This window comes from Serratia sp. G204Y (assembly GCF_051172435.1).
GTDB lineage: Bacteria > Pseudomonadota > Gammaproteobacteria > Enterobacterales > Enterobacteriaceae > Serratia > Serratia sarumanii.
Genome location: NZ_JBPIZA010000001.1, coordinates 1139812 through 1154445, shown reverse-complemented (window position 1 = coordinate 1154445; position 14634 = coordinate 1139812). Strand labels below are relative to the sequence as shown.

Genomic DNA, 14634 nt, shown 5'->3' with positions numbered 1-14634 from the left:
CGATGACCGCAAGCGAAATTTATAAAGACATTGGTATTCCCCGCCGATTTAAGCGATCCTATGTCGCTGAATGACAGGCAAATTGGAGCAGCGAATGGCAGGCAGACCGCGCGAGTTCGACCGCGAACAGGCGCTCTTGAAGGCGCGAAACTTATTCTGGCGACAGGGTTACGAAGGCACCTCGATGTCGGATCTGGTGGCGGAATTGGGCATTGCTTCCGCGCGCATCTACAAGGCGTTCGGCTCCAAAGAGCAACTGTTCCGCGAGGCGATCGCCAGTTATGAAACCGAGGAAGGTGGCTTCGCCGATCGCGCCTTCGCGCAGGAAAGCGGCATTCGCCCGGCGATCAAACGCCTGCTGGAAGACGCCGTGCGGCTCTACAGCCGGCCGGATCTGCCGCAGGGCTGCATGGTGGTCTCCTCCGCCGCCAGCGTCAGTGCGGAAAACGACGGGCTCAAAGTCTGGCTGGCTGAGCATCGGTTGCAGCGCACCCAGCAGATCGTCGAACGGCTGCGGCAGGCGGTGCAAGCCGGCGAACTGCCGGCCGGCACCGACGCCGACAGCCTGGGGGACTTTTTCGCGGTCTTCCTGCACGGCCTGTCGATTCAGGCGCGTGACGGCGTCACTGAAACACGACTGTTGGCGGCGGTAAAGGTGGCGCTGACGGCCCTGGGCGGCGCTTAATCTCCCGGCCGATCGGCAATCGCCAGCGCGCCTTCGCCGTAATCATGCTCTTCATCCTCAATGCGGCGCGCGCCCATGCGCAGCGCTTTGATGTTGGCCGCATCGACGGGTTGCAGATTATGCCCCGGCGTTCTGAGCCGCCGCCTCACGGCGCAACCACTGCCGCAGATTTTCGCCTTCCTGCGACAGTTCGCTATCCAGGCGAGCGCACAGGTAATAATCGCGGCCGTCGTCGATCGGCAGATCGAACATTTTGATTAACTCACCGCTCTCAAGGTAGTGGGCGATTAACGGCTCACGCATCAGCGCGCATCCCAATCCCGCCTGCACCGCCGCCAGCGTCAACAATCCGTCTTCGAACATCGGGCCGATACTGCGCAGCGGGCGTTTAACACCGGCCTGCTGAAACCATTGCATCCAGGTATTGCGCTCCTCGTCGTGCAGCAGCGGCAGCGTCGCCAGCTGATCCGGCGTATCGAGCAAACCGTGCAGTTTGCTGAATGCCCGGCTGCACACCGGCACCATTTGGCCGGACATCAGCTTTTCGCTGCGATAGCCGGTCCACTGCCCAACCCCGAAGCGGATCGACAGATCGGCGGCGTCGCTCAGGTAATTGCGGTGGTTGGCGTAAACCACATTGATGTCGATTTCCGGATTTTCGCGCAGAAAGCCGCGCAGCCGCGGAATGAACCAGCCCATGCCGAACAGCGGGATCAGGCTGATGGTGACCTGCCGCGACGCGGACTGCTCGCGCACGTGTTCGGTCGCCTGGCGCAGCACGTTAAACGCCGAGCGGATCGAGCGGTAATATTCCCGCCCCTCGCCGCGCAGCACCAGATGGCGCCCCTGCCTTTCGGTCAACGGCATCTGCAAGAATGCCTCCAGCGTTTTCAACTGATGGCTGACCGCCGAAGGCGAAATCATCAGCTCCTTCGCCGCCGCGCTGATGCTGCCCAGGCGCGCGATGGCCTCGAACGCCCGCACGGCGCGCAGCGGCGGATCGTTCGGCAGCATCGGCAACGGCTCATCATACTGTTCTGTTTTTTTCATATATCTATTGTTTTATGGAAGTCACGGAGAGAGAATTTATTTAATATACATAAAAATCAACAAATTAAAATCACTCGTTTTTTGTATAAGAAAGTATTTTTCCGTATTTTACAATTTTTTTAAATTCTCTACTGTGAGCCTCCTGACTCATTATCTCCGGACTCTCCTTATGGATACGCTGGTACAGCAGACCGTCAACGGTTTGATGCTCGGCAGCATCTATGCGCTGATCGCGCTCGGCTACACCATGGTGTACGGCATCCTGCGCATCATCAACTTCGCGCACGGCGACGTGCTGATGGTCGGGGCGCTCAGCGCGCTGTCGGCGATCGGCGTGTTGCAGCATCATTTTCCCGCGTTACCGCCCTACGCCACGCTGCTGCTGGCGGCCCTGTTCGCCATGGCCGTCTGCGCCATCACCTCGATGGCGATCGAACGTCTGGCCTATCGCCGGTTGCGCAATGCACCACGCCTGGCCCCGCTGATCAGCGGCATCGGCGTCTCGCTGCTGCTGCAAACCCTGGCGATGCTGATCTGGTCACGCAATCCCCTGATGTTTCCGCAGCTGTTACCGATGGCGCCCATCGCCCTGACCGCAGGCAGCGCCGAGCATGCGCCGGCGGTGATCACCGGCACTGCGATCGTCACGCTGGCGGTGGCCGTGGCGGTCATGGCCGGCCTCTGGCTGCTGGTCGAACACAGCCGTTTCGGCCGCGCCATGCGCGCCACGGCGGAAAACCCGCAGGTCGCCGGCCTGATGGGCATCAGTCCTGACCGCATCATCGTTCTGACCTTTGCGCTCGGCGGCGCGCTGGCGGCGGTAGCCGGCATCATGATGGCCAGCAACTACGGCAACGCCGGTTTCTCGATGGGCTTTCTGCCCGGCATCAAAGCCTTTACTGCCGCCGTGCTCGGCGGCATCGGCAACCTGCGCGGCGCGATGCTCGGCGGTTTGCTGCTGGGGCTGTTCGAATCGCTGGGCACCGGCTATCTCGGCGAGCTGACCGGCGGCGTATTCGGCAGCAACTACCAGGACGTCTTCGCGTTTCTGGTGCTGATCGCCGTACTGGTCTTCCGCCCCTCCGGGCTGTTGGGCGAACGCATCGCCACGCGCGCATAAGGACATCACGATGACCGTTTTAACTTCCACGCTTCCCCTGGCCACGCCTCGGCGCGCCAGGCTGGGGCTGACGCTGTTCATTCTCGCTCTGCTGCTGGCGCCCTGGGTCGCGGGCGCCGCCGGCGGCAACTACTGGGTGCGCGTCGTCGACTTCGCGCTGCTGTACCTGATGCTGGCGCTCGGGCTGAACATCGTGGTGGGCATGACCGGCTTGCTGGACATGGGCTTTATCGCTTTTTACGCCGTTGGCGCCTATCTGGCCGCGCTGCTGTCGTCACCGCATCTGACGCAGCAGTTCCCGCTGCTGCTGCAGTGGTTCCCCGACGGGCTTCATCTGTCGATGCTGTGGCTGATCCCGCTGGCGGCGCTGCTGGCGGCCGTGTGCGGCATTCTGCTTGGCGCGCCGACGCTGCGGCTGCGCGGCGACTATCTGGCGATCGTCACGCTCGGTTTCGGCGAGATCGTACGTATTTTGATGCGCAATCTCGATCGCCCGGTCAACCTCACCAATGGCCCCAAAGGCATTTCCGGCATCGAGCCGGTCAGCCTGTTCGGCCTGAAGTTTTCCGGCATGCATGAATGGTTCGGCGTGCGTTTCTCCGGCCTGTACCTCTATTACTACCTGTTCGCCGCCCTGCTGCTGGCGATCCTGTTTATCAGCCTGCGGCTGCAAAATTCGCGCATTGGCCGCGCATGGACGGCGATCCGCGAAGACGAGGACGCCGCGCGGGCGATGGGCATCAACACCCGCAACTTCAAGCTGCTGGCCTTTGCCATCGGCGCCACCTTCGGCGGAGTGGCCGGCGCGCTGTTCGCCGCGTTTCAGGGCTTCGTGTCGCCGGAATCGTTCACCCTGCAGGAGTCGATCGCCGTCCTGGCGATGGTGGTGCTCGGCGGCATGGGGCACATCCCCGGGGTGATCCTGGGCGCGCTGCTGCTGGCCGCCCTGCCGGAGCTGCTGCGCAGCAGCATGGGGCCGCTGCAGCAGGCGCTGTTCGGCCAGGTGCTGATCGACCCGGAAATCATTCGCCAACTGTTTTACGGCCTGGCGCTGATCCTGGTGATGTTGTATCGCCCGGCGGGCCTGTGGCCGGCACGCCATATAAGGGGGAACACCGCATGACGCCTTTGCTCGCTTTAAATCACGTCAGCAAACGCTTCGGCGGCCTGACGGCGGTGGATGACGTCAGCATGAGCATCCGCCAGGGGGAAATCTATGGCCTGATCGGGCCGAACGGCGCCGGTAAGACCACCTGCTTCAATCTGATCACCGGTCTGTATCGCGCCGACGCGGGCGAATTCCGCCTGTCGGGCCAGCGCTATAGGCCCCAGGCGATCGATAAAGTGGCGCAGGCCGGCATCGCCCGCACCTTCCAGAACCTGCGGCTGTTCAACGAAATGAGCGTGCTGGAAAACGTGATGGTCGGCTGCCACGTGCGCACCCGCAACGGCCTGTGGGCGGCGATCGCCCGCCACCGCCGCGCCAGGGAGGAGGAACAGGCGGTGCGCGATAAGTCCCATACGCTGCTGGAGTACGTCGGCATCGGCCAATTCGCCCATTACCGCGCCGGCGATCTCGCCTACGGCCACCAGCGCCGCCTGGAGATCGCCCGCGCGCTGGCGACCGAGCCCCGGCTGCTGGCGCTGGACGAACCGGCGGCCGGCATGAACGCCGGAGAAAAAGTGGCGCTGCGCGAGCTGCTGCTGCGCATTCGCGACAGCGGCAAAACGCTGCTGTTGATCGAACACGACGTCAAGCTGGTGATGGGCCTGTGCGATCGCCTGACGGTGCTGGATTACGGCAAAGCGATTGCCGAAGGCGAACCGGCGCAGGTTCGGCGTGAACCGGCGGTCATTCAGGCCTATCTGGGAGGTGGCGCGCATGTCTGAAGCCCTGCTGAGCGTTAAACGACTCAAAGTGTCCTACGGCGGCATTCATGCGGTCAAAGGCATCGATTTTACGGTCAACGCCGGCGAACAGGTTACGCTGATCGGCGCTAACGGCGCGGGCAAGACCTCCAGCCTGCGCGCGCTGACCGGGCTGCAGCCGTTCGAGGGCGACATCCTGTTCGACGGCCGTTCGATTCGCGGCATGGCGCCGCACCGCTTGCTGCAACAGGGGCTGGTGATGGTGCCGGAAGGTCGCGGCATTTTCACCCGCCTGACGGTGCGAGAAAACCTGCAGCTGGGCGCCTATGCGCGGCGTGACAAACCGGCGGTACGGCACGATTTCGAACGAGTATGCGCCACCTTCCCGCGCCTGAACGAGCGCCTGAACCAACCGGCCGGGCTGCTTTCGGGCGGCGAGCAGCAGATGGTGGCGATGGGCCGTGCGCTGCTCAGCCGCCCGCGCCTGTTGATATTGGACGAGCCGTCGATGGGGCTGGCGCCGATTGTGGTAGAAGCCATTTTTTCGGTCATCAAACAGCTGGCACGTGACGGCGTCACGCTATTGCTGGTCGAGCAAAACGCCCGCCTGGCGCTGGAATCCACCGATCGCGCCTATGTGCTGGACAGCGGCAGCCTAAGCCACAGCGGCCGCTCCGCCGACATGCTGGACGATGAAAAAATCAAACAGATCTATTTGGGTGAATAACCGTTGTTACCTTTAACCGCACCAGGAGTATGACATGCAGCAGAACTTTCGCATCAAGCCGTTGGCGCTGGCCGCCATGACGATGATCCTGAGCCTCCCGGCGCTGGCGGACGACACCGTGCTGATCGGCCTGGCCGGGCCGCTGACCGGCCCTTCCGCGCGCATCGGCAAAGATCTCGAAAACGGCGCGCGGCTGGCGATCGCCGACGCCAACGCGCAAAAGCCGACGCTGAACGGCAAACCGGTCACCTTCAAATTGCTGTCCGAGGACGATCAGTCCGATCCGCGCACCGCCGTGGCCGTCGCGCAGCGTTTGGTCGACGAAGGCGTCGCCGGCGTGGTCGGCCACTGGAACACCGGCACCAGCATCCCGGCGGCACGCATCTATCACGACGCCGGCATCGCCCAAGTGGCGCCGGTCGCCACCGGCCACGGCTACACGCAACAAGGCTTTGACACCAGCTTCCGCGTGATGGGCCATGACGACGACGGCGGCAACTATGCCGGGCAGTATGCGGTGAAAACGCTGAAAGCCCAGCGCATCGCGGTGATCGACGATCGCACCGCCTTCGGCCAGGGCCTGGCGGACGAGTTCATCAAATCGCTGCAGGCCCAGGGCGTGCAGCCGGTCACCCGCGAATACGTCGACGACAAGACCGTCGATTTCAGCGCCGTGCTGACCACCGTGCGCAGCAAAAACGCCGATCTGATCTTCTTCGGCGGCGTGGACTCCCAGGCGGCACCGCTGGCGCGCAAACTGAAACAGCTGGGCATGAACGCGCAGCTGATGGGCGCAGGCGGCTTTGTCAGCCAGACCTTCCTGACGCTGGCGCAGCGTGAAGGCGAAGGCGTCGTCGCGCTGGAGCCGGGGCTGCCGCTGGAACAGATGCCGGGCGGCAAGGCGTTTGAACAAGCCTACCACGACCGTTACCACACCCACATCGAACTGCATGCGCCCTTCGCCTACGACGCCACCCGGGTGCTGATCGCCGCCATCGAACAGGCCGGCTCGGCCAATCCGGCCGATTACCTGCCGAAACTGCGCGCCATCCATTATCAGGGCGTGACCGGCGCCATCGCCTTCGATGCGCAGGGCAACCTGCAACAGCCGAGCTTCACCCTGTACCGGGTAGTGGACGGCAAATGGCAGCCGCAAACCGTGTTGGGCGGCACCAAACCACAATAAATCAAGAGGAGCAAGGCGATGAGCTGTGCAAACAACGAGTTGGGCATTTTGGCCCGCAGAAAGATCGAAGCGGAGATCATCAAACCGATCTACCAGATCCTGGTGCGTGAAATCGGCAAGGCGCGCGCTCAGGCCGTGATCGGCGAAGCCATCGAGAACGCCGCCATCGAGGCGGGCAAACGGTTCGCCGCACAGGAACCGAACGGCGCGGATCTGCGCAGCTTCGCCGCCTTGCAGTACCTGTGGGAAAAAGACGACGCGCTGCGCGTTGAGGTGATCAACCAGGACGAACAACACTTCGACTATAACGTCACCCGCTGCCGCTACGCCGAGATGTACCACGAGATGGGGCTGGGGGAAATCGGCCACCTGCTCTCCTGCGCGCGCGACAGCCAGTTTATCGTCGGCTATGCGCCGGAGGTCGAGCTGCAGCGCAGCCAAACCATCATGTCCGGCGCCCCCTGCTGCGATTTCCGCTACACCGCCAAAACGCCGGGAGAAGAACAATGACGTATCGGGTCAACGGCGAGCGCCTGTGGCAAAGCCTGCACGCGATGGCGCAGTTCGGCGCCATCGCCGACAACGGCGTCACCCGCCTGGCGCTCAGCGAAGAGGATCGCCAGGCGCGCGACCAGCTGCGCCTGTGGGCGCTGGAGGCCGGTTGCAGCGTGCGCGTCGATCGAATGGGCAACATGTTCCTGCGCCGTGAAGGTTCGCGGCCCGAGCTGGCGCCGGTGGTCACCGGTTCTCACGGCGACTCGCAGCCCCGCGGTGGCCGTTTCGACGGCATCTACGGCGTGCTGGCCGGATTGGAGGTGATTCGCAGCCTTAACGATCGGCAGATCGTCACCGAACGCGCAATTGAAGTGATCAACTGGACCAACGAAGAAGGCGCTCGCTTCGCGCCGGCGATGATCGCCTCCGGCGTGTTCGCCGGGGTCTTCGAGCTGGAATACGGTCTGACGCGCCGCGACGAGCACGGCGTCAGCCTCGGCGACGCGCTGGAACGCATCGGCTACGCCGGCGAACACCCGGTGGGCGGCACGCCGATCCATGCCGCCTTCGAGCTGCACATCGAACAGGGGCCGATTCTGGAAGCGGAGCACCTCGACATCGGCGTGGTAACCGCCGCACAGGGGCAGCGCTGGTACGAGCTGGAGGTCGTCGGCTTCAGCGCCCACGCAGGCACCACGCCGATGGATCGCCGCCGCGACGCCCTGCTGGGCTTCACCGAGCTGGTGACGGCGGTCAACCGCATCGGCTGGGATTTCGCGCCCGACGCGCGCGCCACGGTGGGCATGGCGCAAATTACCCCCAATTCACGCAACGTGGTGCCGGGCCGGGTCTTTTTCAGCGTCGAATTCCGCCATCCGCAGGAGTCAATTCTGGAACAGATGGAGCAGCGCCTGCTGGCGGCGGTAAACCACGTCAACGGCGGCGGCCTAACCGCTCGCGCCGAGCGCATTTTCCAGTATCCCCCGATCGCTTTTGATCGGGGCTGCATCGACAGCGTACGTCATGCCGCGCAAGCGTTGGGCTACCGCCATCGTGACATGATTTCCGGCGCCGGCCACGATGCCTGTTACCTTAACCGCGTCGCCCCAACCGCCATGATTTTCATTCCCTGCGTGGACGGCATCAGCCACAACGAGCGGGAAGACATCACCCCCGCCTGGGCAACCGCCGGCGCCGAGGTGTTGCTGAACGCCCTGCTGGCGCACGCCGGCGCCTGATCCCCGCCCCGGTTTTCGCCGGGGCAAAAAATATTCAACAAAACGGTTGAATATTAGCCCGCCTGTTCTATATTCAACCATATGGTTGAATTATCTTCCTCACAGCTGGACGCCATTTTTCATGCGCTGGCCGACCCGACCCGCCGCTCGATGTTGCGTGCGCTGGCCGGCGGTGAGCGCAGCATCGGCGAACTGGCCGCGCCGCTGCAGATGTCGTTCGCCGGCGCCTCCAAGCACGTGAAAGCACTGGAACATGCGGGCCTGGTGCAACGCACCGTGCAAGGAAGAAACCATATCTGCCGGCTCGAACCCGAGCCTATGGCGCAGGCCATGCACTGGCTGCAAACCTATGAACATTTCTGGACTGAACGGCTGGATGCGCTCGAACAGGCGCTGCTGCAGCCCGAACAGCTTCCTCCCAAGGAGTGAACCATGAATGATTACGGCATGATTATCGAACCCGGTACGCTGCGCATCCAGCGGCTGCTGCCCGGCCCCATCGAGCGGGTGTGGGCTTACCTGACCGAATCCGACAAGCGCGCCACCTGGCTGGCGGCCGGCGCCATGACGTTGGAGAACGGCGCGCCGCTGGAGCTGGAATTTCGCAATTCCGATCTGGCGGGCGAGCACGAACCCCCGCCGGCCAAGTACAAACAGCACGGCGGCTGCGTCAGCAACCGCGGCCACATCACCTGCCTGTTCCCGCCGCGCCTGCTGAGCTTTACCTGGGCCGAACAGGATCAGGGCCGCCCTTCCGAAGTGACCTTCGAACTGACGGAACAGGGAAGCGCCGTGCTGCTGACGGTCACCCACCGGCGTTTGGCCAACCGCGACGAGATGCTCAGCGTCGCCGGCGGCTGGCACACCCATCTGGATATCCTGCTGGATCGCCTGCACGATCGGGCGCCGCAGCCGTTCTGGAGCACCCATGCCCGGCTGGAAGAAGAGTACCGCGCCCGCCTGTAATTACGACTCGTCCCTGCGCCTGAACGCCAGATAACCGGCGATCAGCGTAAAACTGCCGACCAGCAACACCAGCAGGATAAAACCGTGGTGATTGCTGGCCAGCGGGATCCCCCCCACGTTCATGCCGAAGAAACCGGCGACGATATTGATCGGCAGCGCCAGCACGGTGATTACCGTCAGCGTGTAGAGCGTGCGGTTGTTCTGCTCCATCAGCTTGGCGCCCAGCTCCTCCTGCAGCAGCCGGATGCGTTCGGTCAGGCTGGCGAGATCGTTCAACACCACGGTGAACTCTTCGGTAAACTGCCGCAGATCCTGCACCACCTCACGGCTCAGCCAGGTCGGCGGCCGGTTCAACAGGCGAAACAGCGCGGCCGGTTCGGGCGCCAACAGGCGCTGAAAGCGCAGCAGCATGCGGCGCATGCGCCCCAGCTCGGTGCGATTGCGTTTGACGCGGCGCGTCAGCAGGCGATCCTCAATGGTATCGACATACTGGTTGGCCTGCCGCACCACCTGCTCCAGCACGTCCTCCTGCTCTTCCAGCAGGTGCGCCAGCAGTTCGGTAGACGAGGCCAGCTGCAGCGCCGTCAGGCGGCCGAGCAGCCGTTCAATCAGCCGCACCGGTTTATGGCGCACGGTCACCACCAGCCCGCGGCAGCAATAGAGCCACAGCGTCGCCGTTTCCGGGTTGCTCTCCTCAGGGTGGAAGATCACATCGTTGAGCACCGCGAACAGATCGTCGCCCTGGCGCTCAATGCGCGTGGTGTGCGAACCGTGGCGAATCTCGTGGAAGAAAAAATCGGAAATGGCGAAATGATTTTTCAACCACTTCTCCGCCGCCGCGTGGTTGAGATTGAGGTGCAGCCAGATAAAACCGTCGCCGGGCGGCAACGTCTGGTAGGCCTGGCAGACCTGCTGCGAGTTCAGGCGCCTCGGCGGCTCACCGGAACGAAACACATGGCCGTAGATCAGCCCGGTCACTTCATCATCAAAATCCAGCTTGTGCATCTTTTCCGCTAACCGTTGCACCATAACGCCCTATCCTGCCTGTTGCCGTTAACCCAAGACCGTCCCCGCTGTTATAACAATCTTTATTTATCGGCGTTAATGATTTTCGCCGTTCCCGATGATTAATATTTTCGTCATAAAAAAGCCACATTCATTCAGAATACTTTTCAGGCGACAGCTACCGCATCCAATCCTCTCAGGAAGGTCATTATGAGCGATAACAGCGCCGTTCAACCGGACATGCCGGCCGCCTCCAGCCTGCCCAAACTGCATCAAAAGAACAGTCGACTCACTGTTCTTTTTTTTGTGTTCTTATTAATTCTGGGGATCGCGTTCGCCGGGGTGAACTTATTTAACGACGTCAGCGACGCCGGCGCCGTCTATACCAGTTACGTTCCGTTTTTATTATTGGGGCTGGCGCTATTGATTGCGCTGGGCTTTGAATTCGTCAACGGCTTCCACGATACCGCCAATGCGGTCGCAACGGTGATTTACACCCACTCGCTTTCGCCGATGGTCGCCGTGGTGTGGTCCGGTTTCTTCAACTTTCTCGGCGTGTTGCTCTCCAGCGGCGTGGTGGCCTTCGGCATCATTTCGCTGCTGCCGGTCGAGCTGATCCTGCAGGCCGGCACCGGCAACGGTTTCGCCATGGTGTACGCCCTGCTGTTCTCCGCCATCATCTGGAACCTCGGCACCTGGTGGCTCGGGCTGCCCGCCTCGTCGTCGCATACGCTGATCGGCTCGATTATCGGCGTCGGCGTAGCCAACGCCCTGATCCACGGCCGCACCGGCACCAGCGGCGTGGACTGGGGCCAGGCGATCAAGGTGGGCTACGCGCTGCTGCTGTCGCCGGTGATCGGCTTCGTGTTCGCCGGCCTGCTGCTGCTGGCACTGAAGCTGTTCGTCAAGAACCGCCAGCTGTACAGCGCCCCTAAGGGCAATACCCCGCCGCCGCTGTGGATCCGCGGGCTGCTGATCCTCACCTGCACCGGCGTTTCCTTCGCCCACGGTTCCAACGACGGCCAGAAAGGCATGGGCCTTATCATGCTGATCCTGGTGGGCACCATGCCGATCGCCTATGCCCTGAACCGTTCGATGCCGCCGGAGCAGATTCCCCGGGTGGCGGCGCTGGCGGAGGTGACCCAAAACCAGCTGCTGCGCCAGTTCCCGGCCGGCGGCCAAACGCCGCCGCGCGAGGTGCTGACCGGCTATGTGCGCACCAGCGAGCTAACGCCGGAGGTGGTGCCGGCGTTGGCGCAGCTGGCCGGCGCGATCGGCGATCAAATCCGTCAGTACGGCTCGGTCGACAAGATCCCGGCGCAGGCGGTGTCGAACACCCGCAACGACATGTATCTGGCGTCCGAGACCATCAAGCACCTGAAGGCAGAGCATCAGCTGCAGATCAATCCCGACGCGCAGCGCAACCTCGACGCGCTGAAGGGCGAACTCGACAACGCCACCCGCTTCATTCCCTTCTGGGTGAAGGTGGTGGTGGCGATTGCGCTGGGGCTCGGCACCATGGTCGGCTGGCGCCGCATCGTGGTGACGGTGGGCGAAAAGATCGGTAAATCGCACCTGACCTACGCCCAGGGCGCCAGCGCCGAACTGGTGGCGATGACCACCATCGGCGCGGCCGACGCCTTCGGCTTGCCGGTTTCGACCACGCACGTCCTGTCGTCCGGCATCGCCGGCACCATGGCCGCCAACCGCTCCGGGCTGCAGATGGCCACCCTGCGCAATCTGCTGATGGCCTGGGTGCTAACCCTGCCGGCCTCGGTGCTGCTGTCGGCGGTGCTGTACTGGATCTTCAACCATTTCTAACACCGGGCCGATACGGAGAAAATCTGATGACCATGCATGAAGTCAACCGCGATGACGGTTTCAACCAGCGCCTGCTGCAAGAGTTTTACGACAGCTACGACGAAGAGCTGGAAATGGAGCTGGACGACCTGCGCTTCGACGCGGCAGAAGTCGACAGCGACGCGAAAAAAGCCTGGCGCAAGCAGTACTTCCGCGAACTGCTGCGCCTGCAGGGCGAGCTGGTGAAACTGCAGGATTGGGTGATGCGCACCGGCCACCGGCTGGTGATCATCTTCGAAGGCCGCGACGCCGCCGGCAAGGGCGGCGTGATCAAGCGCATCACCCAGCGCCTCAACCCGCGCACCTGCCGCGTGGCGGCGCTGCCGGCGCCGAACGATCGCGAACGCACCCAGTGGTATTTTCAGCGTTATATCGCGCATCTGCCGGCCGCCGGCGAAATGGTGCTGTTCGACCGCAGCTGGTATAACCGCGCCGGCGTGGAGCGCGTGATGGGCTTTTGCAACGACGAAGAGTATGAGGAGTTTTTCCGCAGCGTGCCGGAATTCGAAAAAATGCTGACGCGCAGCGGTATCCAAATCGTCAAATACTGGTTTTCAATCACCGATGAGGAGCAGGAGCTGCGTTTCCTCAGCCGCATTCACGATCCGCTCAAGCAGTGGAAGCTCAGCCCAATGGATCTGGAAAGCCGCCGCCGCTGGGAAGACTACACCGAGGCCAAAGAAATCATGTTAGCGCGCACTAACATTGCCGAAGCGCCCTGGTGGGTGGTTCAGGGCGTCGACAAGAAAAAGGCCCGTCTGAACTGCATCACCCACCTGTTGCAGCAGGTGCCTTATGAGGAAGCCGAAGGCAACGTCATCACGCTGCCGCAGCGCAAACGCAGCCCGGAATACCACCGTAGCCCGGTGCCGGACAACATGGTGGTGCCGGAAATCTACTGACCTTAGCGCAGAGAGGCGGCTACCGCTTCTCTGCGCTAATACAACGCTTTGATTTCTCTCACGCTAAGGGGCTAAACCCCATGTTAAAGTGGTTGCTTTCCATTTTGACAGGAGTCTTCCATGCGCCAGCGCATCATTGTCTGCCCGCTGATTGAAAACGATAACGCCTTCCTGCTGTGCAAAATGGCGGCGCACAAGGGCGTGTTCCCCGGCCAGTGGGCGCTGTCCGGCGGCGGCGTCGAGCCGGGTGAACAGATAGAACAGGCACTGCGGCGCGAAGTGCGCGAAGAGCTGGGCGCCGCGCTGATCCTCGACGGCATCACGCCCTGGACCTTCCGCGACGATGTGCGCATCAAAACCTATGCCGACGGCAGCCGGGAGCAAATCTATATGATTTACCTGATTTTCGACTGCCATGCCGCCAACCGCGACGTGACGATCAACGACGAGTTCGACGACTACGCCTGGGTGCCGCGCGAGCGTCTCGCGGACTACGATTTGAACGAGGCCACACGCTTCACGCTGCAACAAAAGGGATTGTTGTAACAGTTTGAGCGATTATCGCCCTATTTTCTTCACATTTGCCGGGCAGACTCTTTTGATATTTTTTAATCACTTAGGGTCACTATTGCCGCCGTTATGCTTTTATCTCACGCTTTTCTCCGTCTGCCCGCCCGGCGCTTCGGCGCCGCCCTCCTGTTCAGCCTGCTGTTCGTTTTGGCGCCCGTGCATGCCGCTGCGCCGCCGCTGGTGCTGAACGCCAAATCGGTGCTGGTCGTCAATCAACGCACCGGAAAGACGCTCTATCAGAAGCAGCCGAACCGCGTGCTGCCGATCGCCTCGCTCACCAAGCTGATGACCGCCATGGTCGCCCTGGACAGCAAACGCCCGATGGGCAGCAGGCTGAAAGTCACCGCCGCCGATCGCGATCTGCTGAAGAAAACCCACTCGCGCCTGACCATCGGCTCGGTGCTCAGCCGCCGCGACATGCTGCACATCGCCCTGATGTCTTCGGAGAACCGCGCCGCTGCGGCGCTGAGCCGCAGCTATCCCGGCGGACGCAAGGCCTTCGTGGCGAAAATGAATCAGAAAGCGCGCGCCATCGGTATGAAACGCGCACGCTTCTACGATCCGACCGGGCTGACGCCGCGCAATGTGGCGACCGCCAACGATCTGCTGAAGATGGTCAATCACGCCTATCGCTATCAATCGATTCGCCGCTTCAGCACCGACAAGCAGCAGATCGTGCGTCCTGGCCGAGGCCAGTTGGTCTACCGCAGTTCCAACGGCCTGATCAACAACCCAGCCTGGAAGATCCAGCTGCAGAAAACCGGCTTTACCGACGAGGCCGGCCACTGCCTGGTGATGCGCACCACCATCAAAGGGCAGCCGGTGGTGATGATCCTGCTCGGCGCGCAGTCGCGCTACGGCCACTACCGTGACGCCATTCGTCTGAAGGCCTGGCTCGAAGGATAATATCGCGGCGCTTTACCGATCTGCGCATATCCAAATTCGTTTTGGATCAATGGAA

17 protein-coding genes are annotated in these 14634 nt (G+C 62.5%); 14 read left to right on the top strand and 3 right to left on the bottom strand.

The window, feature by feature from the left end:
- The first annotated feature begins 94 nt into the window (after positions 1-94).
- Positions 95-685: a TetR/AcrR family transcriptional regulator gene (locus ACSBQQ_RS05650; RefSeq protein WP_033648400.1), complete on the top strand. Its 591-nt coding sequence runs from the start codon at positions 95-97 to the stop codon at positions 683-685.
- On the opposite strand, the gene ACSBQQ_RS05645 is transcribed toward ACSBQQ_RS05650, so the two are convergent.
- Both ACSBQQ_RS05645 and ACSBQQ_RS05640 read right to left on the bottom strand, forming a co-directional pair.
- Entirely contained in the window at positions 682-834 is a 153-nt protein-coding gene (locus tag ACSBQQ_RS05645) for a hypothetical protein (RefSeq protein ID WP_176221819.1), read from the bottom strand. The genes ACSBQQ_RS05650 and ACSBQQ_RS05645 overlap by 4 nt on opposite strands.
- Positions 803-1735: a LysR substrate-binding domain-containing protein gene (locus ACSBQQ_RS05640; RefSeq protein ID WP_033648401.1), complete on the bottom strand. Its 933-nt coding sequence runs from the start codon at positions 1733-1735 to the stop codon at positions 803-805. The genes ACSBQQ_RS05645 and ACSBQQ_RS05640 overlap by 32 nt, the downstream gene beginning before the upstream one ends.
- Positions 1736-1904: 169 nt before the next feature.
- On the opposite strand from ACSBQQ_RS05640, the gene ACSBQQ_RS05635 reads away from it, so the two are divergent.
- The 9 genes from ACSBQQ_RS05635 (at position 1905) to ACSBQQ_RS05595 (ending at position 9336) form a co-directional block, all read left to right on the top strand.
- Positions 1905-2855, top strand: coding sequence for a branched-chain amino acid ABC transporter permease (locus ACSBQQ_RS05635; RefSeq protein ID WP_033653093.1), 951 nt, complete (start codon positions 1905-1907; stop codon positions 2853-2855).
- Positions 2856-2865: 10 nt separating this feature from the next.
- Positions 2866-3978, top strand: coding sequence for an ABC transporter permease subunit (locus ACSBQQ_RS05630; RefSeq protein ID WP_060425787.1), 1113 nt, complete (start codon positions 2866-2868; stop codon positions 3976-3978).
- Positions 3975-4745 carry an ABC transporter ATP-binding protein gene (locus ACSBQQ_RS05625; protein ID WP_060428015.1) on the top strand — a complete coding sequence of 257 codons (771 nt, stop codon included), beginning with the start codon at positions 3975-3977 and terminating at the stop codon, positions 4743-4745. The genes ACSBQQ_RS05630 and ACSBQQ_RS05625 overlap by 4 nt, the downstream gene beginning before the upstream one ends.
- Positions 4738-5451, top strand: coding sequence for an ABC transporter ATP-binding protein (locus ACSBQQ_RS05620; protein ID WP_033648405.1), 714 nt, complete (start codon positions 4738-4740; stop codon positions 5449-5451). The genes ACSBQQ_RS05625 and ACSBQQ_RS05620 overlap by 8 nt, the downstream gene beginning before the upstream one ends.
- Before the next feature lie 76 nt (positions 5452-5527).
- Positions 5528-6637 carry a branched-chain amino acid ABC transporter substrate-binding protein gene (locus ACSBQQ_RS05615; protein WP_369819440.1) on the top strand — a complete coding sequence of 370 codons (1110 nt, stop codon included), beginning with the start codon at positions 5528-5530 and terminating at the stop codon, positions 6635-6637.
- A gap of 18 nt (positions 6638-6655) precedes the next feature.
- Complete coding sequence (locus ACSBQQ_RS05610; protein WP_033634625.1) at positions 6656-7147, top strand: L-2-amino-thiazoline-4-carboxylic acid hydrolase; 492 nt, start codon at positions 6656-6658, stop codon at positions 7145-7147.
- On the top strand, positions 7144-8370 hold the full coding sequence (locus ACSBQQ_RS05605; protein WP_060428013.1) for a Zn-dependent hydrolase: 1227 nt from the start codon (positions 7144-7146) through the stop codon (positions 8368-8370). The genes ACSBQQ_RS05610 and ACSBQQ_RS05605 overlap by 4 nt, the downstream gene beginning before the upstream one ends.
- Before the next feature lie 81 nt (positions 8371-8451).
- Positions 8452-8799, top strand: coding sequence for an ArsR/SmtB family transcription factor (locus tag ACSBQQ_RS05600; protein WP_004938187.1), 348 nt, complete (start codon positions 8452-8454; stop codon positions 8797-8799).
- 3 nt (positions 8800-8802) lie between these two features.
- Positions 8803-9336: an SRPBCC family protein gene (locus ACSBQQ_RS05595; protein ID WP_038880195.1), complete on the top strand. Its 534-nt coding sequence runs from the start codon at positions 8803-8805 to the stop codon at positions 9334-9336.
- Here the strand turns inward: ACSBQQ_RS05595 and ACSBQQ_RS05590 are convergent, their stop codons facing one another.
- Positions 9337-10365, bottom strand: a complete 1029-nt coding sequence (locus ACSBQQ_RS05590) for a transporter (protein WP_060428011.1) — start codon at positions 10363-10365, stop codon at positions 9337-9339.
- A gap of 186 nt (positions 10366-10551) precedes the next feature.
- Between ACSBQQ_RS05590 and ACSBQQ_RS05585 the strand changes: the two genes are divergently transcribed.
- The 4 genes from ACSBQQ_RS05585 (at position 10552) to pbpG (ending at position 14579) form a co-directional block, all read left to right on the top strand.
- Complete coding sequence (locus tag ACSBQQ_RS05585; protein ID WP_033634630.1) at positions 10552-12162, top strand: inorganic phosphate transporter; 1611 nt, start codon at positions 10552-10554, stop codon at positions 12160-12162.
- Between the two features lie 26 nt (positions 12163-12188).
- Complete coding sequence (ppk2, locus tag ACSBQQ_RS05580; protein ID WP_033648410.1) at positions 12189-13103, top strand: polyphosphate kinase 2; 915 nt, start codon at positions 12189-12191, stop codon at positions 13101-13103.
- A 120-nt stretch (positions 13104-13223) separates the two neighbouring features.
- The gene (nudI, locus tag ACSBQQ_RS05575) at positions 13224-13649 is read left to right on the top strand and encodes a nucleoside triphosphatase NudI (protein WP_033653086.1); all 426 of its coding nucleotides are present in this window, start codon (positions 13224-13226) and stop codon (positions 13647-13649) included.
- A gap of 93 nt (positions 13650-13742) precedes the next feature.
- The gene (gene pbpG / locus ACSBQQ_RS05570) at positions 13743-14579 is read left to right on the top strand and encodes a D-alanyl-D-alanine endopeptidase (RefSeq protein WP_033634633.1); all 837 of its coding nucleotides are present in this window, start codon (positions 13743-13745) and stop codon (positions 14577-14579) included.
- The last annotated feature ends 55 nt before the right edge of the window (positions 14580-14634 follow it).